This window comes from Proteus sp. G3927, assembly GCF_963894685.1.
GTDB lineage: Bacteria > Pseudomonadota > Gammaproteobacteria > Enterobacterales > Enterobacteriaceae > Proteus > Proteus mirabilis.
Genome location: NZ_CAWQGX010000013.1, coordinates 36,875 through 61,470, shown reverse-complemented (window position 1 = coordinate 61,470; position 24,596 = coordinate 36,875). Strand labels below are relative to the sequence as shown.

At 39.3% G+C, this 24,596-nt stretch carries 21 protein-coding genes; 10 read left to right on the top strand and 11 right to left on the bottom strand.

Features of this window, described 5'->3' with window-relative positions; genetic code table 11:
- Positions 1–13: 13 nt before the first annotated feature.
- Entirely contained in the window at positions 14–475 is a 462-nt protein-coding gene (locus AACV00_RS04720) for an Lrp/AsnC family transcriptional regulator (protein WP_004245080.1), read from the bottom strand.
- Between the two features lie 157 nt (positions 476–632).
- Between AACV00_RS04720 and queC the strand changes: the two genes are divergently transcribed.
- Positions 633–1,331, top strand: coding sequence for a 7-cyano-7-deazaguanine synthase QueC (gene queC, locus AACV00_RS04715; protein ID WP_161679928.1), 699 nt, complete (start codon positions 633–635; stop codon positions 1,329–1,331).
- A 392-nt stretch (positions 1,332–1,723) separates the two neighbouring features.
- Here the strand turns inward: queC and AACV00_RS04710 are convergent, their stop codons facing one another.
- From AACV00_RS04710 to bolA, 9 genes are all read right to left on the bottom strand, one after another.
- Positions 1,724–2,131, bottom strand: coding sequence for an acyl-CoA thioesterase (locus tag AACV00_RS04710; protein WP_004245082.1), 408 nt, complete (start codon positions 2,129–2,131; stop codon positions 1,724–1,726).
- 212 nt (positions 2,132–2,343) lie between these two features.
- Entirely contained in the window at positions 2,344–2,718 is a 375-nt protein-coding gene (locus AACV00_RS04705) for a ComEA family DNA-binding protein (protein ID WP_004245083.1), read from the bottom strand.
- A 254-nt stretch (positions 2,719–2,972) separates the two neighbouring features.
- A complete protein-coding gene (gene ppiD / locus AACV00_RS04700; RefSeq protein WP_161679930.1) occupies positions 2,973–4,850 on the bottom strand; it encodes a peptidylprolyl isomerase in 1,878 nt (625 codons plus the stop codon).
- A gap of 467 nt (positions 4,851–5,317) precedes the next feature.
- Complete coding sequence (gene hupB, locus AACV00_RS04695; protein WP_004247229.1) at positions 5,318–5,593, bottom strand: nucleoid-associated protein HU-beta; 276 nt, start codon at positions 5,591–5,593, stop codon at positions 5,318–5,320.
- A 221-nt stretch (positions 5,594–5,814) separates the two neighbouring features.
- A complete protein-coding gene (lon, locus tag AACV00_RS04690) occupies positions 5,815–8,169 on the bottom strand; it encodes an endopeptidase La (RefSeq protein ID WP_004245086.1) in 2,355 nt (784 codons plus the stop codon).
- A gap of 257 nt (positions 8,170–8,426) precedes the next feature.
- Entirely contained in the window at positions 8,427–9,698 is a 1,272-nt protein-coding gene (gene clpX, locus AACV00_RS04685) for an ATP-dependent protease ATP-binding subunit ClpX (RefSeq protein WP_161679932.1), read from the bottom strand.
- 144 nt (positions 9,699–9,842) lie between these two features.
- Positions 9,843–10,466: an ATP-dependent Clp endopeptidase proteolytic subunit ClpP gene (gene clpP / locus AACV00_RS04680; RefSeq protein WP_004245088.1), complete on the bottom strand. Its 624-nt coding sequence runs from the start codon at positions 10,464–10,466 to the stop codon at positions 9,843–9,845.
- Between the two features lie 256 nt (positions 10,467–10,722).
- Positions 10,723–12,027, bottom strand: a complete 1,305-nt coding sequence (gene tig / locus AACV00_RS04675; protein WP_004245089.1) for a trigger factor — start codon at positions 12,025–12,027, stop codon at positions 10,723–10,725.
- Positions 12,028–12,349: 322 nt separating this feature from the next.
- Positions 12,350–12,664: a transcriptional regulator BolA gene (gene bolA, locus AACV00_RS04670; protein WP_004245090.1), complete on the bottom strand. Its 315-nt coding sequence runs from the start codon at positions 12,662–12,664 to the stop codon at positions 12,350–12,352.
- Positions 12,665–12,994: 330 nt separating this feature from the next.
- Here bolA and AACV00_RS04665 point away from each other — a divergent pair, with 330 nt between their 5' ends.
- Together AACV00_RS04665 and ampG are read left to right on the top strand one after the other, a co-directional pair.
- Entirely contained in the window at positions 12,995–13,573 is a 579-nt protein-coding gene (locus AACV00_RS04665) for a YajG family lipoprotein (protein ID WP_004245091.1), read from the top strand.
- Positions 13,574–13,631: 58 nt separating this feature from the next.
- Positions 13,632–15,152 (top strand): muropeptide MFS transporter AmpG, encoded by a 1,521-nt coding sequence (gene ampG, locus AACV00_RS04660; RefSeq protein WP_036919780.1) that lies wholly within the window; start codon positions 13,632–13,634, stop codon positions 15,150–15,152.
- Between the two features lie 99 nt (positions 15,153–15,251).
- Here ampG and dbpA read toward each other — a convergent pair whose 3' ends face one another.
- Positions 15,252–16,625: an ATP-dependent RNA helicase DbpA gene (dbpA, locus tag AACV00_RS04655; protein WP_110706754.1), complete on the bottom strand. Its 1,374-nt coding sequence runs from the start codon at positions 16,623–16,625 to the stop codon at positions 15,252–15,254.
- Positions 16,626–16,980: 355 nt separating this feature from the next.
- On the opposite strand from dbpA, the gene AACV00_RS04650 reads away from it, so the two are divergent.
- From AACV00_RS04650 to AACV00_RS04620, 7 genes are all read left to right on the top strand, one after another.
- Positions 16,981–17,742 (top strand): nucleoside-specific channel-forming Tsx family protein, encoded by a 762-nt coding sequence (locus AACV00_RS04650; protein ID WP_004247224.1) that lies wholly within the window; start codon positions 16,981–16,983, stop codon positions 17,740–17,742.
- Positions 17,743–18,238: 496 nt separating this feature from the next.
- Positions 18,239–19,189 carry a cytochrome o ubiquinol oxidase subunit II gene (gene cyoA, locus AACV00_RS04645; protein WP_004245101.1) on the top strand — a complete coding sequence of 317 codons (951 nt, stop codon included), beginning with the start codon at positions 18,239–18,241 and terminating at the stop codon, positions 19,187–19,189.
- 4 nt (positions 19,190–19,193) lie between these two features.
- On the top strand, positions 19,194–21,176 hold the full coding sequence (gene cyoB, locus AACV00_RS04640) for a cytochrome o ubiquinol oxidase subunit I (RefSeq protein ID WP_012367478.1): 1,983 nt from the start codon (positions 19,194–19,196) through the stop codon (positions 21,174–21,176).
- Positions 21,176–21,787 (top strand): cytochrome o ubiquinol oxidase subunit III, encoded by a 612-nt coding sequence (locus AACV00_RS04635; RefSeq protein ID WP_004245104.1) that lies wholly within the window; start codon positions 21,176–21,178, stop codon positions 21,785–21,787. Before cyoB ends, AACV00_RS04635 begins: the two co-directional genes overlap by 1 nt.
- Complete coding sequence (locus tag AACV00_RS04630) at positions 21,787–22,119, top strand: cytochrome o ubiquinol oxidase subunit IV (RefSeq protein WP_004245105.1); 333 nt, start codon at positions 21,787–21,789, stop codon at positions 22,117–22,119. Before AACV00_RS04635 ends, AACV00_RS04630 begins: the two co-directional genes overlap by 1 nt.
- Positions 22,120–22,130: 11 nt before the next feature.
- A complete protein-coding gene (gene cyoE / locus AACV00_RS04625) occupies positions 22,131–23,015 on the top strand; it encodes a heme o synthase (RefSeq protein WP_017827760.1) in 885 nt (294 codons plus the stop codon).
- 173 nt (positions 23,016–23,188) lie between these two features.
- Positions 23,189–24,559 carry an MFS transporter gene (locus tag AACV00_RS04620; RefSeq protein WP_049199347.1) on the top strand — a complete coding sequence of 457 codons (1,371 nt, stop codon included), beginning with the start codon at positions 23,189–23,191 and terminating at the stop codon, positions 24,557–24,559.
- The last annotated feature ends 37 nt before the right edge of the window (positions 24,560–24,596 follow it).

The window sequence follows — 24,596 nt, the reverse complement described above, 5'->3', positions numbered from 1 at the left end:
GTAAAGAGGGATCTTATTCAGGTATCGGCATTGCCGTTGTGTATTTAATTTTTTCCATTGCAAAGTTAGAAGTTACGTCAATAAGCCCAGGAACGCCGTTAACCATGCGTTTGTAAAATTGGTCATAACTTTTCATGTCTACAACTTCAACATGCATTAGATAATCACACTCACCCGCCATTCGATAGAATGTCAGTACTTCTGGCATTTGCTTAACGAATGATACAAATTGTTCATACCACTCGCTATTATGTTGCTGTGTTCTTATCATAACAATAACTGTTAAGCCAAGCCCAATTTTTTCACTGTCGAGTAATGCAACACGTTTACGAATATACCCTTCATCCTCGAGTCTTTTCAATCGTTTCCAGCAAGGTGTTGAGGTTAGGTTAACCGCCTCTGCCAAAGTATTCAGTGAGAGGCTTGAATCTTCCTGTAATAGCGTTAATAGTTTTCGGTCAATCTTATCTAACATAAATACTCCTTTAACATATGCCCCTACAAAAAATAGTAATAATCTACCCCTGCTATAAGAATAATCTCTTACTGATAATTTGGTGATAACTTGTCATAATATCTGCAATATTATGCGTATTAATCCTTAAAAAATATCAATATTCAGGAGTATTCTGATGAAAAAAACGGTCGTTGTCTTTAGTGGTGGACAAGATTCGACAACCTGCCTAATCCAAGCACTAGAGCAGTATGATGAAGTTCATTGTATTACATTTAATTATGGACAACGTCATAAAGAAGAAATTGAGGTAGCACAAAGAGTCAGTCAATTATTAGGTGCAACCGCACATAAAGTTTTGGATGTCAGTTTACTCAATGAACTCGCTATCAGTAGCTTAACACGTGACAATATTCCTGTGCCTGATTTTAAACAGAGTGAACAAAGCGATATTCCTAGTACCTTTGTACCTGGTAGAAATATTTTATTTCTTACATTAGCCTCCATTTATGCTTATCAGATTGGTGCTGAAAGCGTTATTACCGGCGTATGTGAAACTGATTTCTCAGGTTATCCAGATTGTCGCGATGAGTTTGTTAAGGCTCTAAATCATGCGGTAAATTTAGGTATTGCTCGTGATATTCAGTTTATCACTCCGTTGATGTGGTTAGATAAAGCGCAAACTTGGGCACTCGCTGACTATTACGGTAATTTAGATTTTGTACGCCACAACACCTTAACTTGTTATAACGGTATTCAAGGTGATGGTTGTGGTCAATGTGCAGCTTGCCATTTAAGAGAGCGTGGACTTCATGGCTATTTACAAGACAAAAATGCCGTCATGGACGCCATGAAAAATAAAGTTGGCCTTAAATAATCTGTCAAAAATGTGTTAGCTTTGTTTTCTGTGCGTTTACACGCGTAGCAGTTATTTTTAATTCGTGACCTGTTTGGTTGCTAATAAAGTCGTCGAAGCCGTGATAACTAATTAACCAGTTGTTTTACCCAGTTTTCCCCTGTGATTTTCTCCGCCCTGAAAACAACAGAGCGGGGAATTATTCTATACCAAAACCAATTGACCTCCTCCATGCCCTAAAGGACGTGGCTCCCTACAGCGGTTCAGACCACAGTCTGACTCGCCTCGGTGGATTCCTGCTTCAGCGAGTGGGTTGACTACTCCCTCCCTTACACAGGTAAGTACAGTATATCCTGCCGCTAATATGTTACGATCACCGATAGAATTAGACGGTTAACTGGATAACATCAATGCTAATCAGCAGACTGGCGTACATACTCCAATTTTTCTCGTAACTGATCTGTAAGTGTTAATGCTTTTTTAGTATTGATATCAACGAGTACAAAAGTCACTAATGCATCTGAAATCAATGCACCATCTTGTTTTCTCACTATTTTTTGAGACAACACGCCACTTTTAATACCGACTTCTGCAATATCACAACTAATGATTAGTTCATCGCCTAAATTAGCAGGCAAACGATAGTTGATATTAATATTCGCGACAACGAGTGCTAGACCATGCCGTTTAAACCAAGCGAGATCTAAGTGTTGTTCAATCCAATCCCATCTTGCTTGTTCTAAAAATTCAAGGTAACGCGCATTATTCACATGCTCAAAAACATCTAAATGGAATCCATAAACTTTAATTAATGTACTCATATGACTTTATTACCTCTTGATATCCCTAACAAACTTTAGCTAAGAGAAATTTCTATGTAATATCTTAAATATAGTCAAAAATATCAAATAGGGTATATTTCATCCGATTATTTATTACCCAAATTAAAATACCATCTGATTATTAATATTATATAAAGGCAATTCTGTACCCCTTTTTGATCACAAAAAAGGGGTACAGTATTATCGAGTAATTAGTTGATAATAATTAGATCTTTATTTTGTTCAATAAGCTTCATACCAATACCAAAGACCTTGGCGAGATCATCAAAAGAAGCAAAACGCCCCACTTTTTCTCGATAATCGATAATGGCTTGCGCTTTTGCTTTTCCGATCCCTTTTAGCGTCATTAATTCATCAAGTGTTGCACTATTAATATCCAACTTTCCTTGTGCACTAGCGTTTACCTCACTGACAGCACTCTCTTTTTGATCCCCTTTTTCAATCAACATGGTTGATGTTGAAGGCGATATATCATCGGCATAAGAGAGTGGTGATAACCCTAAACCTAATGTTAAACATATTGATGCCATAAATGCTGATAGTGTTTTTTTATCCATTTTAATCATCTCCTTTTTGTAAAAATAACTGTATATTCAACAGCAAACAGCGATTACTGAATGCCATCAAATAATGCCAAGCCTTAAATAATTCAGCAATTAGCAACCATATGAATTACGAGAGAGTAAGAAAAATAAATTGAATAAAAAAATAGCGTTACAAAAAATGACGTGACTGCTCGCAATTTCTAATCTTGAATATAATTTTAGCCATAAAAAAACCCAGTCGAAACTGGGTTTTTATTCAATCAATCTAAGATAGTTTATTGATAATCTTTATCAAAAATCTCGATTTTTGCTTTTTCTCTTAAATCGCTGAGCATAAGTTGTAAAGCTTCTTCTCCCATTTGGGCGCGATAGAGATTAGTCATAAATTCAAGCTGTTCTGCCGTTGGCTTACCATCAGTGACACTATCTAGTTGGATTAAGACCACTTTTGAACCCGGTACATTAGACATACCGTACTCTTTTTTACCTTCTGCTGGTTTTGGCATAGCAAAAATAGCACTTTGTATCGGATCTGTGGCTGATGAATGAACCACGCTTTCTACCTCACCAAACGAGATATTTGCTTCTTTCAATGCCGCCTCTCCTTTACCTTCTTTTAAGGCTGCAAGGAGTTTCTGAGCTTGCGCATTCATCGCTTGAGAAGCTTTTTGCTGTTTGACCAGTGTAATAACCTTGTCACGTACTTTATCTAATGGTTGGCTTGATGCAGGTTTATATCCTTCGACACGAACAATATAAGCACTATCATTACCAAGGGTAACCATATCTGAGTTCATGCCTGTAGGGCCATTGTCATCAACCAGTGAACCACCAAAGATAAGCTGTGTTAACTTTTCGTTATTCAAGGCTGCTGGTACATTGTTTTCATCAAACCAATCTGTATTGATTACAGTGACGTTCCCTGCTTTTGCTGCTGTCGCTAGCGTGTCGTTATCATTTGAAGCGGCTTGACTCACTTTTTGCTGCAATGCGAAGAAATCATCAATGGCTTTGTTTTCACGCATTTTTACTAATAAGTCAGCTTTAATGTCATCAAAAGGTTTTACCACCGAAGGTTTAATATCATCAAGACGGAAAATAGCATAACCGTTGCTGATTTTAACTGGCTGTGAAATTTGCCCCTTCTCAGTCAAACTCGCATTTGCTAATTCTGGTAGCTCTTGACCAATAGTGATCCAGCCTAATGAACCATCTTGTTTAGCAGAAAAAGTATCAATGGATTTTTCTTTTACTAAGGTGACAAAGTCAGCGCCATTTTTCAACGCATCTTCAGCTTCTTTCGCAGCGGTTTCATCTGCTAAGACAAGTAGACTGTATTTTTTTTGTCCGGGGACAGTAAATTCACTGATATTACTATCGTAATAAGCTTTAACTTCATCATCTGAAATAGTGATGTTGCTTAAATCTTTTTGGGCTTCTAACTGAATATAGCTCACTTTAACTTGTGCTGGAGCGATAAACATAGAGGTATTTTGGTCATAAAAGGCTTTTAATTCTTCATCTGATACCGTCTCTTTTTCAAGGAATGGCTGAATATCTAATGAAGCGAGACGCACATTACGGCTTTGCAGCATTAAGCCGGCAAAGTCTTTAACTTCACTCTCTAAAGCAAAGTCAGTGCCTTGAATAGAATAACGTAATTGTTGATTAATCAAATTTTGACGAATTCCTTCAGCAAAGGCATCAGCGTCAATATTATTCGCCGTTAATAACTCAACGTATTTTTTGTTATCAAATTTACCATCAGTTTGGAAATAAGGTAGCGCAAAAATCGCGTCTCTGATTTGCTGGTCACCAGCAGAAATACCTAACTCTTGAGCAAATTGATCCAGCAAAGCTTGGTTAATCAGCACATTCAATGCTTGTTGGCGGATCATTTTTTGTCCCTCATCTGATGATGCGAGGGAAGCAAAATTGTCACCCATATCTTTTTGTAGTTGTGCTCGGCGTTGTTGATAAGCTTGCTCTAACTGAGCACGACTTATTTTATAACCGTTAACTTCAGCGGCATCATTAACACCAGAACTAAAGAGATATCCGCCCACACCAGTTAGGACGAAAGAGAGGATGATCACAGCTAATAGTATCTTAATAAAAGGATTATTAGCAGTTGAACGAATGTTGTCCATCATAACGAGACTAGGCTCCGTTTGGTGAAAAAATTATTTTTTATTGGTGTTACACGACTATTTTGAGCACAGCTAATTTAACATGCTCATCGCTGGCTTAATATCAAAATGTCGCAACACGCGACAATCCTTAGAAATAGCCAATCCCGTATAAAATTTGAGTCTTAACACACATCTTACAGATACAAAATAAACAGCTCTAATTGACTCATTGGTCAGTTAAGTCTTTAGCTAACCATGAGATGCTTTCATGTTGTCTATTTCAGTTATAGAACAACGCGCTATTCTATCAAATGACTACTTTAGTTTCACGTCTTATCACCAGAGAATACTCGGTTTAATCCCCTTTTCTGTGGTAAAAAAGAAAAGCGCATCCTTTAAAGATGCGCTTTATTTCTTAATCGATTCGTTTTCTGTTTATCCATAACGTCAACCCAATAACACATTAGGCAGAAAAACGATTTACTCAATTATTGATTTACTGCGTCTTTTAGACCTTTACCCGCACGGAATGCAGGCACTTTGGCAGCAGCAATTTGAATCTCTTTACCTGTTTGTGGATTACGGCCAGTACGTGCTGCGCGATCACGTACGGTAAATGTACCGAAGCCCACTAATGCAACGTCATCACCTTTTTGTAAAGATTCAGTGATTGAAGCTACCATTGCATCTACAACACGACCCGCTGCCGCTTTAGTGATATCTGCATTCGCAGCAATTTTGTCGATCAGTTGAGTTTTATTCACGCTTTTCATCCCCATAATTTATGCGTTATTTTTTACCATTAATGGCAAATTTTGCAAACGTCGTTATATCAAGCCTTTTTATATATAGCAAGACTGATAAAACAGGACTATTAATTAATAAACCCCATTAAATTAACGACACAAAAAAAGACTGGCAAGCTTTTATTGCTTATCCAGCCTTTTTTTTAGTGAAATATTATGATTCACATCACGATTTAGTGTTATTTGTTAGTCACTACTTCGATGCCAAATGGCGATTTCTCTAGGGCTAACGTTAAAACTTCCTCAATTGTTTTCACTGGGTGAATATCCAGATCAGCAACAATGTTTTCAGGAATTTCTTCTAAATCACGTTTATTTTCATCAGGGATAAGAACTGTCTTAATTCCGCCACGATGTGCCGCAAGTAACTTTTCTTTTAATCCACCGATTGGCAATACTTGACCACGTAAGGTAATTTCTCCCGTCATTGCAACATCTGAACGAACTGGATTACCCGTTAAACTGGAAACCAACGCGGTACACATTGCAATACCCGCACTTGGACCATCTTTTGGCGTCGCGCCTTCTGGTACGTGTACATGAATATCACGTTTTTCATAGAAGTCGCCATTAATGCCCAGTTTGTCAGCTCGAGCACGAACCACAGTCATCGCTGCTTGAATCGACTCTTGCATAACTTCACCTAACGAGCCAGTGAAGGTCAGTTTACCTTTACCCGGTACACTTGCCGTTTCAATCGTCAGTAGGTCACCACCAACTTCTGTCCAAGCAAGCCCTGTTACCATACCAATACGATTTTCTGTATCAGCACGACCATAATCGACTTTACGTACACCTAAATAATCTTTCAGATTATTTTCATCGATTTCAATATGCTTGATAGTACTATCCATCAGCAGTTGTTTAACCGCTTTACGACATAATTTAGAAATTTCACGCTCTAAGCTACGTACACCCGCTTCACGCGTATAATAGCGAATAATGCCCATAATCGCGCTGTCGTGGATTGTTAGCTCATTCTCTTTCAGTGCATTACGTTCAATCTGTTTTGGTAACAGATGCTGTTTTGCAATGTTGAGTTTTTCATCTTCGGTATAACCCGATAAGCGGATCACTTCCATACGATCGAGTAATGGCGCCGGAATGTTCATGGAGTTAGATGTCGCCACAAACATAACATCGGATAAGTCGTAGTCCACTTCAAGATAATGGTCATTAAAGGCAATATTTTGTTCTGGATCTAACACCTCTAACAGTGCTGAAGCTGGATCACCGCGCATATCTGATGACATCTTGTCGATTTCATCTAATAAAAATAGCGGGTTTTTAACACCAACTTTGGCCATTTTTTGGATTAACTTACCAGGCATCGATCCAATGTAAGTACGACGGTGACCACGGATTTCAGCTTCATCACGCACCCCACCTAATGCCATACGCACATATTTACGCCCTGTCGCTTTCGCGATAGATTGACCTAGTGATGTTTTACCTACCCCAGGAGGCCCTACTAAACACAGGATTGGCCCTTTAATTTTGCTGACACGAGACTGAACCGCGAGATATTCAAGAATACGCTCTTTCACACGTTCTAAGCCATAATGATCCGTATCAAGTACTTCCTGCGCTTTCACTAAGTCTTTTTTCACTTTGCTACGGCTATTCCAAGGAACTTGTACCATCCAATCAATATAGCTACGGACTACTGTTGCCTCAGCAGACATTGGCGACATCATTTTTAATTTCTGAAGTTCAGCTTCTGTCTTTTCTCTCGCCTCTTTGGGCATTTTCGCCGCTTCAATTTTGCGTTTTAACGACTCCATTTCATCAGGTGCATCATCCATCTCACCTAATTCTTTTTGGATCGCTTTCATCTGCTCATTGAGGTAGTACTCACGCTGGCTTTTTTCCATCTGCTTTTTAACGCGGTTACGAATGCGTTTTTCAACTTGTAGCAGATCAATTTCTGATTCCATCATCGCCATTAAATACTCTAGGCGTTCTGTTACATCAGACATTTCAAGCACAGCTTGCTTATCTTTTAATTTCAAAGGCATATGCGAAGCAATGGTATCAGCTAACTTCGCAGATTCTTCAATCGCATGCAATGAGGCTAATACCTCTGGCGGAATTTTTTTATTCAGCTTGATATAACCTTCAAACTGATTGATCGCCGTGCGATTTAGTACCTCTTGTTCACGCTCATCAACAACGGGCGTGTCTAGATATTCCGCTTTAGCTTGGAAATACTCACCATTATCAGATAATGTGGTAATTTTTGCGCGGCGAATACCTTCAACAAGCACTTTTACGGTTCCGTCAGGCAGTTTCAGCATCTGTAAAACAGAAGCCACTGTCCCCACAGAAAAAAGATCATTAACACCTGGTTCGTCAGTAGATGCATCTTTCTGCGCAACCAGCATAATTTGTTTGTTGTCGTTCATCGCAGCTTCTAAGCAATGAATAGATTTTTCACGACCAACAAACAACGGGATCACCATATGTGGATATACAACGACATCACGTAATGGCAATACAGGTATTTCAATACGTTCTGGACGCTCAGGATTCATAGAGCTCTCTCTTCGTTTTTAGCTTAACGCTTTTACAGGTAATTTTATTCGCATCTCACCAAATAAAATTAATTCTACGGATTGTCAAAATATATAAGGGCAGTTTTCCGACATTCAATAGCATTCCCTATTAAAAAAACAAAATGAGGGAAAATTCCCTCATTTTTATTGCGTTGGCACGCGTTATCCTATTTTTTTGCCCTAAAAGGGAGAAAATAGATAATATCAGACAAGAGGTATTGCTGATTTTCGCTATATTATTCACCCGATGCCTGATTTTCAGGTTGACTATATATAATCAGCGGTTCAGATTTCCCATTGATTACATTTTCATCAATGACCACTTTCTCCGCATTTTCAAATGAAGGAAGATCGTACATTGTATCAAGTAATGCAGCTTCTACAATGGAACGTAAACCACGCGCCCCTGTTTTACGCGACATCGCTTTTTTAGCAATCGCGGTTAACGCATCTTTACGGAACTCTAAATCTACACCTTCTAATTTAAACAATGCTTGATACTGTTTAGTCAGGGCATTTTTAGGCTCTTGCAGAATTTGAATTAACGCATCTTCATTGAGCTCACCTAATGTTGCAACAACAGGTAAACGACCAATAAATTCAGGGATCAGACCAAATTTAATCAGATCTTCTGGTTCAACTTGCGCTAATAACTCCCCTTCACTCGCTTTCTCATTTTGGCTTTTCACTTCTGCACCAAAACCAATACCTGAATGGGTATTTAGACGTTGCGCAACTACTTTATCCAGTCCGGCAAAAGCACCACCACAAATAAAGAGGATCTTCGAAGTATCTACTTGTAAGAATTCTTGCTGTGGATGTTTACGCCCGCCTTGAGGAGGTACAGAAGCTACTGTCCCTTCAACTAATTTCAATAATGCTTGCTGTACACCTTCGCCAGAAACATCACGTGTAATTGATGGGTTTTCAGATTTACGAGTGATTTTGTCAATTTCATCAATATAAACAATACCACGTTGTGCTTTTTGCACATCGTAATCGCATTTTTGTAGTAGTTTTTGAATGATGTTTTCAACATCTTCCCCTACATAGCCCGCTTCTGTTAGCGTTGTCGCATCGGCCATGGTAAAAGGTACATCAAGATAACGTGCTAACGTTTCTGCTAATAATGTTTTACCACTACCTGTCGGGCCAATCAGCAGGATATTACTTTTCCCTAGCTCAACACCATCGGCTTTATCGCCATTACGCAGACGTTTATAGTGATTATAAACGGCAACTGCCAATACTTTTTTCGCCAGCTCCTGACCGATAACATAATCATCAAGATGTTTACGGATTTCATGTGGCGTTGGCAATTCACTGCGTTCATGATGAGGTGCTAAATCTTTTATTTCTTCACGAATAATATCAACACAAAGGTCGACACATTCATCACAAATATAAACCGACGGGCCAGCGATTAATTTCTTTACTTCATGCTGGCTTTTACCGCAGAAAGAGCAATACAGAAGCTTCCCAGAGCTATCTTTGCGCTTATCTGTCATCAGTTAACCTCACTTAGTTATTCCTCTTATCAGCGAATAAGAGGAAGAAAGACTTTTTTATCTAGAGATTAATAGCAGCTTTCTTTATATCAATCTATAACAAAGAAAACCTGTTAACTCCATAGCTATTACAACGGAATATGACTAGCTGCGTTGTGTATAAACTTTATCAACTAAACCATATTCTAACGCTTCGTTAGCGGATAAGAAACGATCACGCTCAGTATCTCTTTCTATTTCTTCAATAGATTTCCCCGTATGTTGAGCCATTAACTCATTCATACGCGATTTCACTTTCAAAATTTCTTGAGCGTGGATTTGAATATCTGTCGCTTGGCCTTGGTATCCACCTAAAGGTTGGTGGATCATGACACGTGAGTTAGGTAGACAAATACGTTTACCTTTTGCACCTGCAGATAATAAAAATGCACCCATTGAACAAGCTTGTCCCATACAAATAGTGCTAACATCCGCTTTGATATATTGCATTGTGTCATAAATCGACATACCTGCTGTGATCACACCACCCGGTGAATTAATGTACAGGTTAATATCTTTTTCTGGGTTCTCAGCTTCTAAAAACAACATCTGAGCAACAATGAGATTGGCCATATGATCTTCAACTTGGCCAGTCAGGAAAATGATACGTTCTTTTAATAAACGTGAATAAATATCGTAAGAGCGCTCACCTCGTGAAGTCTGCTCTATAACCATCGGCACCAAAGCCATATTAGGTGCGAATTGTTCCTGGGTGTCGTTAAATGACATATCTGTCTCCTATTGCATTCTTATTGGTGCCAATGACAACAATTTTACTTGAGATAATTGATCATGACCATTGCAAATGATCCAATCTCTCACAAGACATTCAAGGCGCCTCGCGAGGAGTGATAAAATGACTATAGAATTATCTGGAGATAATCGCTCAAATTTCAAGACAAAATTTGATAAATATACACAAACTGAAAAAAACCCGTGGTTTTTACCACGGGTTTTTGCTTAAAACCGATATCGCGGTTAAAAATTAACCCATCTGAACTTCGTTCATTAGTTCAGTGAAGTTAGTTTCTTTTTCCGTTACTTTAGCAGTTGCTAAGATTTTTTCTACCGCTTGCTCTTCTAATGCTAAATTACGGATGTTATTCATCAGTTGTTCGTTCTTATTGTAGAACTCAACAACTTCTGACGGATCTTCATAAGCTGAAGCCATTTCGTCGATCAACGCTTTCACACGCTCGTCTTCTGCTTTCAGTTCATTACTATTGATCACTTCACCTAACAGTAATCCAACGATAACACGACGTTTTGCTTGTTCTTCGAACAATTCACGTGGTAATTGCAGAGCTTGTTTTTCATCACCACCGAAACGTTGTGCTGCTTGACGTTGCAGAACTTCAATTTCGCTATCTACTGCAGCCGCAGGTACGTCAACTTCGTTAGCTTTCACTAAGCCATCGATAACTTGTGATTTAACACGTGTACGGATCGCATTTTTCAGCTCACGTTCCATGTTTTTACGTACTTCGGCACGTAAACCATCAACTGAACCATCTGCAATACCGAAGCGTTTGATGAACTCTTCAGTTAATTCTGGCAGTTCACGCTCTTCCACTTTTTTCAGGTTGATAGCAAATTGTGCTTTTTTACCTTTTAGGTTTTCAGCGTGGTAATCTTCTGGGAAAGTCACATCGATAGTGAATTCTTCACCTGCTTTATGACCGATAAGACCTTCTTCAAAACCTGGGATCATACGGCCTTGACCCATTGCCAGTACGAAATCTTCAGCTTTTCCGCCTTCAAATTCTTCACCGTCAATAGAACCATTAAAATCAACAGTTACACGATCTTCTGCCGCAACTTCACCTTCTTTATCTTTCCACTCGGCTTGTTGTTTACGCAGAGTTTCTAACATGTTATCAACGTCTTCGTCTTTAACTGTCACGATAGGTTTTACCACTTCAATGCTTTCCAGATCTTTCAGTTCGATTTCTGGGAAAACTTCGAATTCTACAGAGTATACAAAGTCTTCACCTTCTTTGTATTGCTCTGGTTTGTAATCAGGTGCACCTACTGGGTTAACTTTGTTTTCGATGATAGCGTTGATGAAATTACGCTGCATCAGATCACCCAGAACATCATTCAGAACAGACATACCGTAACGTTGTTTAACCATAGACATTGGTACGTGTCCTTTACGGAAACCATCAATGCGAACAGTTTTAGCAGCTTTTTTCAGTTCGCTGTCTACAGCTTTTTGGATATCAGCGGCTGGTACGGTGATTGTGACACGACGCCCTAGGCCTTGAGTCGTTTCAACAGAAACTTGCATCTTGTTACCTCAAAATAAGTTTTAGTGCTCGGTCTACTTTAAAGGAAGCTAATCTACGGCAAGTAGTATTAGACTTAATACTCCTTTCAGAACCGGGGCCGCCACATTTAAAAAAACGAGGATCCCTGATATCAGAAGCATCCCGAAACCTTACTGAAAATTAGACGCGACATTATAACGATCTAGAGGGGTTGAGTCGAGAAAGAGCCGTTTTATTCCTCAATTTTTTCATAAAAACAAGGTTAACACTGCTTTTTAGCCCCATAAAGAACAAAAAATACGCATCTTAGTCATCATTTACTCACGATTAACAATCTTCTTATTAATCTTGCTGGCTTCCACCACGACATCCTGGAGAGTGTAATGCTTTATCTTGTTGTTCATCCCACTCGCTCAAGGTAAAAGTGTGCAGAGCTAAAGCATGAACGCCATTATCTAATTCATGAGATAACGTTTGATAAACATCACGATGACGTGACACACTGCGTTTATCATTAAATAAGTCACTCACAATAACGACTTTAAAATGGCTCTCCGAGCCTGCAGGTACATTATGACGATGGCTTTCGTTAATGACTTGCAAAAAATGGGGAGAAAAGCGTGAAATCAGCTTATTCTCAATATCATCACGGATCATCTCAGTCCTTATAACATAACAATCAAAAAAAGAAGTTATCTGTTAGTTAAGTGAATAAATAACTTTTCGTAATACAGATAAATGGCTTTCTTGTCTTAAACATTACCTATGATAATCGCTTATTTTTTCTCTTGAGTAAAATGCTCACCTTAACAAGAGAAATGGAGTGAGTTATAAATCTGTTCTTATCGCAATAAAACGCATTGATAAAAATCAGATAATTTCGTTCATTAAAGGGATATTAGCTACGCTTTTGCAGTGGTATGATAGGCAAAATAGCCACCCTTATCTGCTGAGAAAACGGCAGAATTACTTAATCGAGACACTATCATGATAAAAAATTTACTTTGTGCCGTGTTTGCGCTGACACTGCTAGCAGGATGTGCAACACCAAGCAATAAATTATCGATTGAGCCAGTGATGTCTGTACCACCATCAGATCCAACTATGCGCCCAATTACACTTAGTATCACCAGCCAAGATAAACGACCTTCGAAAAACTTAGCGGAAATGAGTCGTAATGGTAAGTTAGAGGTTTTAGTACCTACACGTGATTTAGCTTTTCTAATGCAAGAAATCGTTCAAAAACAGATGATGGCACGTGGCTATACTTTTGGCTCTCCAGCCGCAGCTGACGTAATTGTGGTGATAAATAAACTGAACGCAGATATTAGTGAAGGAAGTCTACGCCATAATATTAGTGCTAAAGCAGATATTTCCGTTGTTGTCAGCATGCCTAATGGCAGTACAAACACCAAAACCTATCGTACTAGCTACAATGTACAAGGCCCATTTGGCGCATCCAATGATAAAATAGCAGCAGCGATTAATAATGTTTTATCTGAGCTTGTCAGTGATATGGCAAAAGATCCTTCCGTCAGCCAATACATCAAATCTAACGCTCGTTAATTAATAAAAAAACGGCTTGTAAAGATAGCAAGAAACAAGCCGTTAAAAGGAATTTTGCATGCTTCAAGCCGCCTTTAAACAGACCACTTGGTATAAATCTTTTATTTTACTGTTACTTGGTTTCACTTCGGGCTTACCCCTTGCATTAACAGCAGGAACCTTACAAGCATGGATGACAGTAGAAAATATCGATTTAAAAACGATTGGTTTTTTCTCATTGGTTGGCCAAGCTTACGTGTTTAAATTCCTCTGGTCGCCGTTTATGGATCGCTATACACCTTCATTCTTAGGCCGCCGCCGAGGATGGATGTTATTAACACAAATCGGTCTTGTGTTAGGTATTGCGGGTATGGGCTTTTTAAACCCTAGCCATCATTTATGGTGGTTAGCCTCGTTAGCCGTCATCGTCGCTTTCTGTTCTGCCTCACAAGACATCGTCTTTGATGCCTATAAAACCGATATCTTAAAAGCCGATGAACGAGGCACAGGTGCAGCAGTCTCTGTGCTGGGCTATCGAATAGCGATGCTGGTTTCTGGGGGCATGGCGCTATGGCTTGCAGATAAATATATTGGCTGGCAAAACATGTACTGGCTAATGGCTGCCTTAATGGGTATTGGTATTATCGCCACGCTATTAGCTCAGGAGCCAGAAACCGCCGTCAAACCTCCACGTACACTCTATGAAGCCGTTATAGAGCCTTTATATGAGTTTTTCTCTCGTAATAATGCATGGTTAATTTTACTACTTATTGTGCTATACAAAATGGGCGATGCCTTTGCGTTAAGCTTAAGTACCACATTCCTTATTCGTGGCGCCGGATTTGATGCAGGTGAAGTGGGATTAGTCAATAAAACGCTTGGATTGGCAGCAACCATTGTCGGAGCCTTATTAGGCGGTTTATTAATGCGCCGTTGGACTTTATTCAAAGCGCTGATGATCTTTGGTATTTTGCAAGGGGGGTCAAATATCGGCTATTGGTATTTAGCTATCTCTGAGCAAAATATTTATAGCATGGGAGCGGTAATCGCTTTCGAAAATATTTGTGGTGGTATGGGAACGGCGGCTTTCGTTGCTCTACTAATGACACTATGCCATCAATCTTTTTCAGCAACACAATTTGCCCTTCTTTCCGCCTTAGCGGCTATCGGCCGAGTCTATGTCGGTCCTGTTGCAGGCTGGTATGTAGAATCCCATGGCTGGGAAGCGTTCTATCTGTTCTCTATTGTTGCCTCTGTTCCCGGTATTCTTTTGCTGATGATCGCTAAAAATACACTCACTTATACGCAAAAAACTGGCGAATTTTTACAACGAACATTATTTATTAAACAATACCGTTTAGCGATTTATGGTTTACTCTTTGCCGTATTACTATTTTTGTGTAGCTTAATATTACTTATTATTAATTCGTTACCAAATTTAGAGATGTTTCAGTCAGTTGATTTTATACAATCTATTAATAGTGAATTATTAAGCGAGCTTACTTCTACACTCTTCTTATATGGTGTCATTATTGGCGCCGTTAGCTTAATTATCGGGACTATTTTAGATTACTTGGCACTGAAAAAAACGGCTAATTAAGTTGCCTCAATCTATTATCTATTCAAGGACAGCCTAGGCTGTCCTTTTTCTATGTTATCTCTTTATGCTCAAACAGAAAATGATAGGTGATATAACAAATTATCTAAACAGTCTGACTTTTACTGATTTACCTTTAATTTTACCTTGTTGAAGGCTTTTCCATACCTGTTTAGCAATGGACTGTTTTACCGCTACATAGGCATGAGTTGGATGGATATTTATCTTACCAATATCTTCTCCACTAAACCCTAAATCTCCAGTTAATGCACCAAGGATGTCCCCTGGACGCATTTTTGCTTTTTTACCGCCATCAATACATAGTGTTGCCATTGTCGCAACCAATGGTGTGATTGATAAACCTGAAGGGGCTGATTGCCAATCCAGTTTTATATTCAACATTTCTTCCAGAGCATTGGCGCGAGGGATCTCTTCTGGTGCGCAAAAACTAATCGCTAAACCACTTTCTCCCGCTCTGGCTGTTCGTCCAATTCGATGTATATGAACTTCCGGATCGTGTGATAATTCATAATTAATCACCATTTCTAGCGCTTTGATATCTAAGCCTCGCGCAGCGACATCTGTGGCGACTAACACTCGACAGCTACCATTAGCAAAACGGATCAATGTTTGGTCGCGCTCTTTTTGCTCCATATCGCCATGTAACGCAAGGACACTTTGGTTGCTTTCGGTCAAAGCTTCATACACATCTTGGCAATCTCTTTTGGTATTACAAAATACCACACAAGAATTAGGTTGATGATGACTCAAAAGCTTTTGTAATAATCCCAATTTACCATAACGGGAGATCTCATAAAATTGTTGTTCAACCGCTGGCAATTCATCCGGTGAATTAATCTCAATAGTGACAGGATCTTGTTGAATTTTTCGACTAATTTTAGCGATTTCATCCGGCCAAGTTGCAGAAAAGAGCAAAGTTTGACGTTGTGTCGACATTTTAGAAATGATGTCGCTAATATCATCAAAAAATCCCATATCCAGCATTCTATCTGCTTCATCAAGTACTAATGTTTTTACATCAGCAAGTGTGACAGTCTGCTTGTTTAAATGATCTAACAAACGCCCCGGAGTCGCGACAATAATATGAGCAGCATGAATTAATGAATCCCGTTGAATGCTAAAAGGCACCCCACCACACAGAGTCAGAATTTTCATGTTAGGCAGAAAACGAGCCAGTCGACGTAACTCATTAGCGACTTGGTCAGCTAATTCTCGTGTTGGACATAATACTAATGATTGAGTATTAAATTGTTTTGCATCAATACGTTGCAATAAACCTAAGCCAAAAGCTGCTGTTTTGCCACTTCCGGTTTTTGCTTGGGCTCGAACATCTTTCCCGGCAAGAATAGCAGGTAAAGACGCTTCTTGGACGGGAGTCATCGTTAAATAGCCAAGCTCATTAAGATTAGTAAGTTGCTCAGCAGGAAGTGCATGAAGATCAGCAAATGAGGTCACAATAAAATTCCGAATTAATAAGAAAAAAACAGTTATCTGTCATGATACTATCCCTTTTTTACGGTGTCGTGAGATATTTCACCTCATCTTCGTCATTTCTGTTAATTAAAACTTATTGCCATCATTATTCTTCTTCTCTCACTCTATATTCTTTTCATTAACATACCAAAATAATAAAAACAAACTAATCAATACTAAACTTCCGATAAAGAAAACCCAGATCAATATTCTAGAATGTGATCATATTTTAGATACAAAACACTATAAAAAAACACTTTATAAATTATAGTATCAAAACAAACAGTGAGAATAATTCACACCACAAACAATACAACAGAAAAACTAATTATACATTATGATAAGAAAATCAATTTTATTGTTTATTACAACAACATGCACTTTACCTGCACAGGCTAATTATCTCGGTGGATTTGCTAATATCAGTATCAATTATCTTGACTGGACGACACATACCACCCATAAAACAGGCCAAACTTCCCATAAAGATGATTTTGCTTATTTAGAACTTGAAGGGGGAGCCCACTTTTCATGGGGTGAGTTTTATGGCTTTTTTGACTTAGAAAATCCTTTTAATAATCGACAAACACAGCCCGGCGATAATCAGCGCTATACCGTCAAAGGAACTAGTCGTATTTATTTAGCTGACAGTGGATTAAACCTTTATGGCCATGTATATGGTACTTGGTCACTGCCCGGAAAAGAATATGGCGGTAATTTCCATGAGGTTAATACACTTTATGGTATTGGGTATAACACACAATTAGCAGATATCTGGTTTAAACCTTTTATAGCTTTACATTATGTCGATCAAACTTATTATTCAGGAAATAATGGCTATGTGGTTGGTTGGGTTGCCGGTTACGATTTTAACCTGGTAAATCAAAAATTTAGCATCACAAATTGGCATGAGATGGAGTTTGATCGTAATAAACGTTATGGCAATGGCGGAAAAAATGGCTTTAATGGAGCTGTCGCTATTTGGTGGCACCCCACGGCTTCCATTACTACAGGCATTCAATACCGCTATGCTTATAAAAAGTTAGGAGAAAACTTTTTACAAGATGGTGTGATCTATAGCTTAAAATATAACTTCTGATGGCTAATTGTTAATTTTTGTGGCAGCGAATCACTTTTTATTCGCTGTTTGTCATTTTTAGCAGTTAATAAAAAAATTTCTTCTATAATAGAAATATTCAACAAACAATCAATCTGCGATATAAAAAATCATATAGCGATTAAATAAAGATACGAAACATCAAGATAAAACGAAATTTGCTTTCTAATACTCCTCAGACCTGTATTGTGTTTACTTTTTAGACAAAAAACATTTTCTTACACTTTTTGCTGTAATTTTTTTTGTAAAAATATGTATTTATTTTAAAAACATGCTACTTTATGAAATTATAGTTAATTCACAATAATTAAATTAACATTTATTTAATAGTTTAATTACTTGTGATCACATTAACACAAAAGACTAACCAATCACTTACTTACCATTACAATTGTTTACACTGTCGCAACCTTACCGTAAAATGTCCTTACTGATACTGATGAAACAACAATAGAACCTTTATCATTTGGGTCGTTGGATGAGACTTATGAAATACATAAAAAGTATTGGGACACTCTCGCTATTAGCAGCCGCTGTTCTTTTAAGTGGTTGCGATATGGCGTTAATGAATCCCAAAGGCGCTATCGGCGCTGAGCAAAAAACATTAATCCTCATTGCGCTTGGTTTAATGTTGATTGTTGTGATACCGGTAATTCTGATGGTGATTGTTTTCGCTTATCGCTACCGTGAATCCAATACTAAAGCAACTTATCGCCCTAATTGGGCTCACTCAAATAAAATTGAGCTTGTCGTGTGGACCGTGCCGATTATCATTATCGTGATATTGGCAACCATCACATGGAAAACAACCCATGAACTTGATCCCTATAAACCACTAGTTTCAGATGAGAAACCGGTTACCATTGAAGTGGTTTCAATGGACTGGAAATGGTTGTTTATCTATCCAGAACAAGGTATTGCAACCGTTAACGAACTGGCTTTCCCAACCAATGTTCCTGTTAATTTCAAAATTACCTCTGATTCTGTCATGAACTCATTCTTTATCCCGCGCTTAGGTGGACAAATCTATGCCATGGCTGGAATGCAAACCAAACTTCACTTAATTGCTAATGAACCAGGTGAATACCAAGGTATGTCAGCAAGTTATAGCGGACACGGTTTCTCTGACATGAAGTTTACCGCCATTGCGACACCTGATCGTGCAGGCTTTGATGCATGGGTTGCAAAAGTAAAACAGTCATCAGATACGTTAAATACCACCGCTGCATTTGATGAACTTGCTAAACCAAGCCAGAAAAATCCAGTGACCTACTATTCAAGCGTGAAGCCGATGTTATTCCAAGAGACCATCTCTAAATTTGGTCATACAGGTCATGGCGCTCACACCGGTAGCAATCAGACTGAACACTCTGATGCAACAATGAATATGAACATGAGCCACGCGGCACATGCAGGAGCAGAGGAATAAAGGCATGTTCGGAAAATTAACTCTCGATGCAATCCCGCTACAAGAACCCATTGTTGTCGTAACCCTAATCGGCATCATTCTTGGCGGTCTTGCTGTTGTTGGCGCTTTAACCTATTTCCGTAAGTGGAAATGGCTATGGAGCGAATGGTTAACCAGTGTTGACCATAAAAAAATTGGTATTATGTATATCATCGTTGCAATGGTCATGATGTTCCGTGGCTTTGCCGATGCCATTATGATGAGAAGCCAACAGGCACTCGCCTCAGCGGGTGAAGCCGGTTTCTTACCACCTCATCACTACGATCAGATTTTTACCGCACACGGCGTTATCATGATTTTCTTCATGGCAACACCTTTCGTTGTCGGTCTGATGAACCTTGTTGTACCTTTACAAATTGGTGCGCGTGATGTGGCATTCCCATTCCTAAACTCACTGAGTTTCTGGTTCTTTGTCGTCGGTGTACTGCTTATCAATATCTCTTTAGGTATTGGTGAATTCGCACAAACAGGTTGGTTAGCTTACCCACCACTTTCGGGCTTGGAGTACAATCCTGGGGTCGGGGTCGACTATTGGATATGGAGTTTACAGATATCCGGTATTGGTACGCTTCTGACGGGGGTTAACTTCTTCGCCACTATCCTGCGTATGCGTGCACCAGGCATGACAATGATGAAAATGCCAGTGTTCTCATGGGCTGCATTATGTACTAACGTACTGATTATCGCTGCATTCCCAATTTTAACTGTCACTATCACACTACTGACGTTAGACCGCTATCTTGGTACACACTTCTTTACCAATGATATGGGCGGTAACATGATGATGTACATCAACCTTGTTTGGGCTTGGGGTCATCCAGAAGTTTATATTCTTATTCTGCCAGTCTTTGGTGTGTTCTCTGAAGTTACCGCGACGTTCTCTAAAAAACGTCTATTCGGTTATACCTCTTTAGTCGGTGCGACCGTTGTTATCACCGTCTTATCATTTATCGTTTGGTTACACCACTTCTTTACCATGGGCTCAGGTGCCAACGTTAATGCCTTCTTCGGTATAGCCACCATGATCATCGCTATACCCACAGGGGTTAAAATCTTTAACTGGCTGTTTACCATGTATCAGGGCCGTATCGAGTATAAAAGCCCTATGCTATGGACAATCGGTTTCTTAGTCACCTTCTCAGTAGGGGGAATGACTGGGGTACTATTAGCGGTTCCTGGCGCAAACTTTGTATTACATAACAGCTTGTTCTTAATCGCTCACTTCCACAACGTCATTATCGGTGGTGTGGTGTTCGGTTGTTTTGCTGGTATGACTTACTGGTTCCCTAAAGCATTTGGCTTCACGCTTAATGAAAAATGGGGTATCCGCGCATTCTGGTTCTGGTTTATCGGTTTCTTTATGGCCTTTATGCCACTGTATATCCTTGGCTTTATGGGTATGACTCGCCGTTTAAGCCAAAATATCAACCCAGAATTCCACCCAATGCTGATGGTTGCTGCTGGTGGTGCCGCTCTGATTGCTCTTGGTATTGTTTGCCAAGTTATCCAAATTTACGTCAGTATCCGCGACCGCCACTTAAACCGTGATTTAACAGGTGATCCATGGGGTGGACGTACTCTGGAATGGTCAATTTCTTCTCCTGCACCTTTCTATAACTTTGCCGTTGAACCGCAAGTGAAAGCTCGTGATGAGTGGTGGGATCAGAAAGAAAAAGGTACTGCTTATCAGCGCCCTGCAAAATATGAACCTATCCATATGCCAAAAAATACCGCAGCAGGCGTCATTATCTCTGCATTTAGCTTAGTGTTTGGCTTTGCCATGATCTGGCATATCTGGTGGTTAGCGATTGTTGGTTTCGCAGGAATGATAGTCACTTGGATCGCGAAAAGCTTCGATACAGATGTTGATTACTATGTCCAAGTACCTGAAATTGAAACTATCGAGAATAAGCATTATGAAGAACTGAAAAAAGCAGGTGTGAAATAATGTCAACTCAAACTTTAAATAACGCAAACGCCCATGAGCATCATGGGCACCACGATGCAGGAGCGACGAAAGTTTTCGGCTTCTGGATCTATCTAATGAGCGACCTTATCCTGTTTGCCAGCTTATTCGCCACTTATGCGGTGCTTGTTAACGGGATTGCTGATGGTCCTTCTGGTAAAGAAATCTTTAGCCTGCCTTTTGTTTTAGTTGAAACCTTCTTACTACTGTTTAGTAGTATCACTTTTGGTTTCGCCATGCTTAGCATGAATAAAGGTAGTGTTAGCCAAGTCAATCTGTGGCTATTCGTTACCTTCTTATTCGGTTTAGGCTTCGTGGTAATGGAAGTGTATGAGTTCCATGAACTTATCGCTGAAGGTTATGGCCCAGATCGCAGTGCATTCTTATCGGCATTCTTTGCCTTAGTATCAACACACGGTCTGCACGTAACAGCGGGATTAGTTTGGATTATTATTATGATGATCCAAGTATCACGCCGTGGTTTAACTGATGTTAATCGCACCCGTTTAAGTTGCTTAAGCCTGTTCTGGCACTTCCTTGATGTTGTCTGGATCTGTGTGTTCACCGTAGTTTATCTGATGGGAGCGATGTAATGAGTCATCCAAATACTTCTCCTTCAGGCGCAAGCCACGGCAGCATGAAGTCCTATCTGATTGGCTTTATTCTGTCCGTTATCCTCACCGTGATCCCATTTTGGATGGTGATGGAAGGAACAGCTACAACCTCAACTATCTTATGGACAGTCGTTGGTATGGCCGTCGTACAGATTGTTGTTCATTTAGTCTGTTTCTTACATATGAACACGTCCTCAGAAGAGCGCTGGAACGTTATCGCATTCCTATTCACCTTGTTGATTATCGGCATTGTTGTGATTGGCTCACTGTGGATTATGTACAACCTGAACATCAATATGATGATGGATTAAGAGTTGTCGCTATGATTAAGCAATACCTACAAGTCACCAAACCAGGAATTATTTTCGGAAATTTAATTTCTGTGATAGGTGGTTTCCTTCTCGCCTCAAAAGGCGAGATTGACTACCCCCTATTTTTCGCGACTCTACTTGGGGTGTCTCTGGTCGTTGCTTCTGGTTGTGTTTTTAACAACTATATTGACCGTGATATTGACCGTATCATGGAAAGAACGAAGAATCGTCCATTAGTTCAAGGATTAATCGACCCGCAAATTAGCCTTATTTATGCCTCAGTATTAGGTATTGCAGGTGTTGTGCTGCTCTATGTAGCAGCCAACCCACTTGCAATGTTTATCGCTGTATTCGGCTTTATTATTTATGTTGGGGTTTATAGCCTCTATATGAAACGTAAATCTGTTTATGGCACACTGATCGGTAGTTTATCAGGCTCTGCACCACCGGTTATCGGCTACTGTGCTGTTAGCGGTGAATTTGATGCGGGTGCAGCAATTTTATTACTTATCTTTAGTTTGTGGCAAATGCCTCACTCTTATGCCATTGCGATTTTCCGTTTTAAAGACTACCAAGCAGCCAATATCCCCGTATTACCTGTTATTAAAGGGATCTCAGTCGCTAAGCGCCATATTATTCTCTATATTCTGGCCTTTATGATTGCAACGCTGATGCTAACTTTAGTGGGATATGCAGGGTATAAATACCTGATTGTTGCCTCTGCAGTCAGTATCTGGTGGTTGGGCATGGCATTATCTGGTTATAAAGCAACCAATGATAAAGTGTGGGCAAGAAAATTATTTATATTTTCTATCATTGCCATTACATCATTAAGTGTAATGATGTCTGTTGATCCCACCAGTTCAACAGAAACGGTTCTCGCTTATCTGAGATAATGTAATTTCAATTGCAAAAAATGCTAATGCCAGTCAATCATGACTGGCATTTTTAGTTTAAATGCCACATTCAGCCTTATCAGTACAATTTCGTCTTTTTTTGTATCCCATTTATTGATTAACCTCGTGACAAAATACTATTACAATGAGGTATCAGTAATACGAGGTAATCCATGAATGATAATAAAATGACTCCATTAGAGCGCAAAGCGACATGGGGACTAGGAGCTGTTTTCTCTCTTCGCATGCTTGGCATGTTTATGGTACTTCCCGTTTTAACCACCTACGGACTGCAACTACAACATGCGACAGAATCGCTAATTGGATTAGCTATTGGTATTTATGGATTAACTCAAGCAATCTTCCAAATTCCTTTTGGATTTTTCTCAGACAAATTTGGCCGAAAATCAATGATTGTTTTCGGCTTAATTATTTTTATTGTTGGTAGCCTTACTGCTGCTTTAAGTGACAGCATTTATGGCATTATTATCGGGCGAGCATTACAAGGTGCTGGAGCTATATCTGCCGCAGTGATGGCTCTATTATCTGATCTGACCCGCGAACAAAATAGAACCAAAGCAATGGCCTTTATTGGCATTAGCTTTGGTATTACGTTTGCCTTAGCCCTTGTTTTAGGGCCAATACTCACACATATTTTTGGCTTACAAGGTCTATTTTGGGGCATTGCCCTACTCGCTTTCGGCGGGATTATGCTCACCCTCATTACCGTACCGAATAGCGAACATCATATACTTAATCGAGAATCAAGTTTTGTACGAGGAAGTGTCAAAAAAGTTTTATTTGATGCGCAATTATTAAAGCTTAATGTCGGGATTTTTTCACTACACACTTTATTGATGGCCGCTTTTGTCGCACTTCCTTTGATCATGCATAATGCCGGATTAGTTAATGAGAAACATTGGGTTGTCTATCTAGTCACTATGCTGATTGCCTTTATTTCAGTATTACCCTTTATTATCTATGCAGAAAAAAAACGTAAAATGAAACAAGTGTTCTTACTGTGTATCTTTCTGCTGATTATTGCCCAAGCTATTTTTATGATTTCAGGAACCAGCTTGTGGCTAATTATTTTAGGTATTCAGATATTCTTTATTGGTTTTAATATTATGGAGGCACTGCTACCTTCATTAATTAGTAAAGAAGCACCAGCAGGTTATAAAGGCACGGCAATGGGGATTTATTCCACCAGCCAATTTCTAGGTGTAGCATTAGGTGGTATTTTAGGTGGATGGCTCTACCAACATTACGATGCTCAAGCAGTCTTTGCTGGATGTTTATTGATTGGCTTAGTTTGGTTTGCCATTAGCTTAACATTACGTCAACCACCTTATGTTAGTAGCTTACGTATAGAATTGCCGGCACATTTATCAAATGCTCAACAACAACAATTAGAGCAGAAATTTAAGCAACAACCTGGTGTTAATGAAGTGGTAATTATGGCACAAGAACAAAGTGCTTATATCAAAGTGGATACCAAGCAGACACCAAGAGCGACATTAGAATCGTTAGTACTCGGCGTTTAAACCTCATATACCCTGTAAATGCGCTGAATAAACCAAA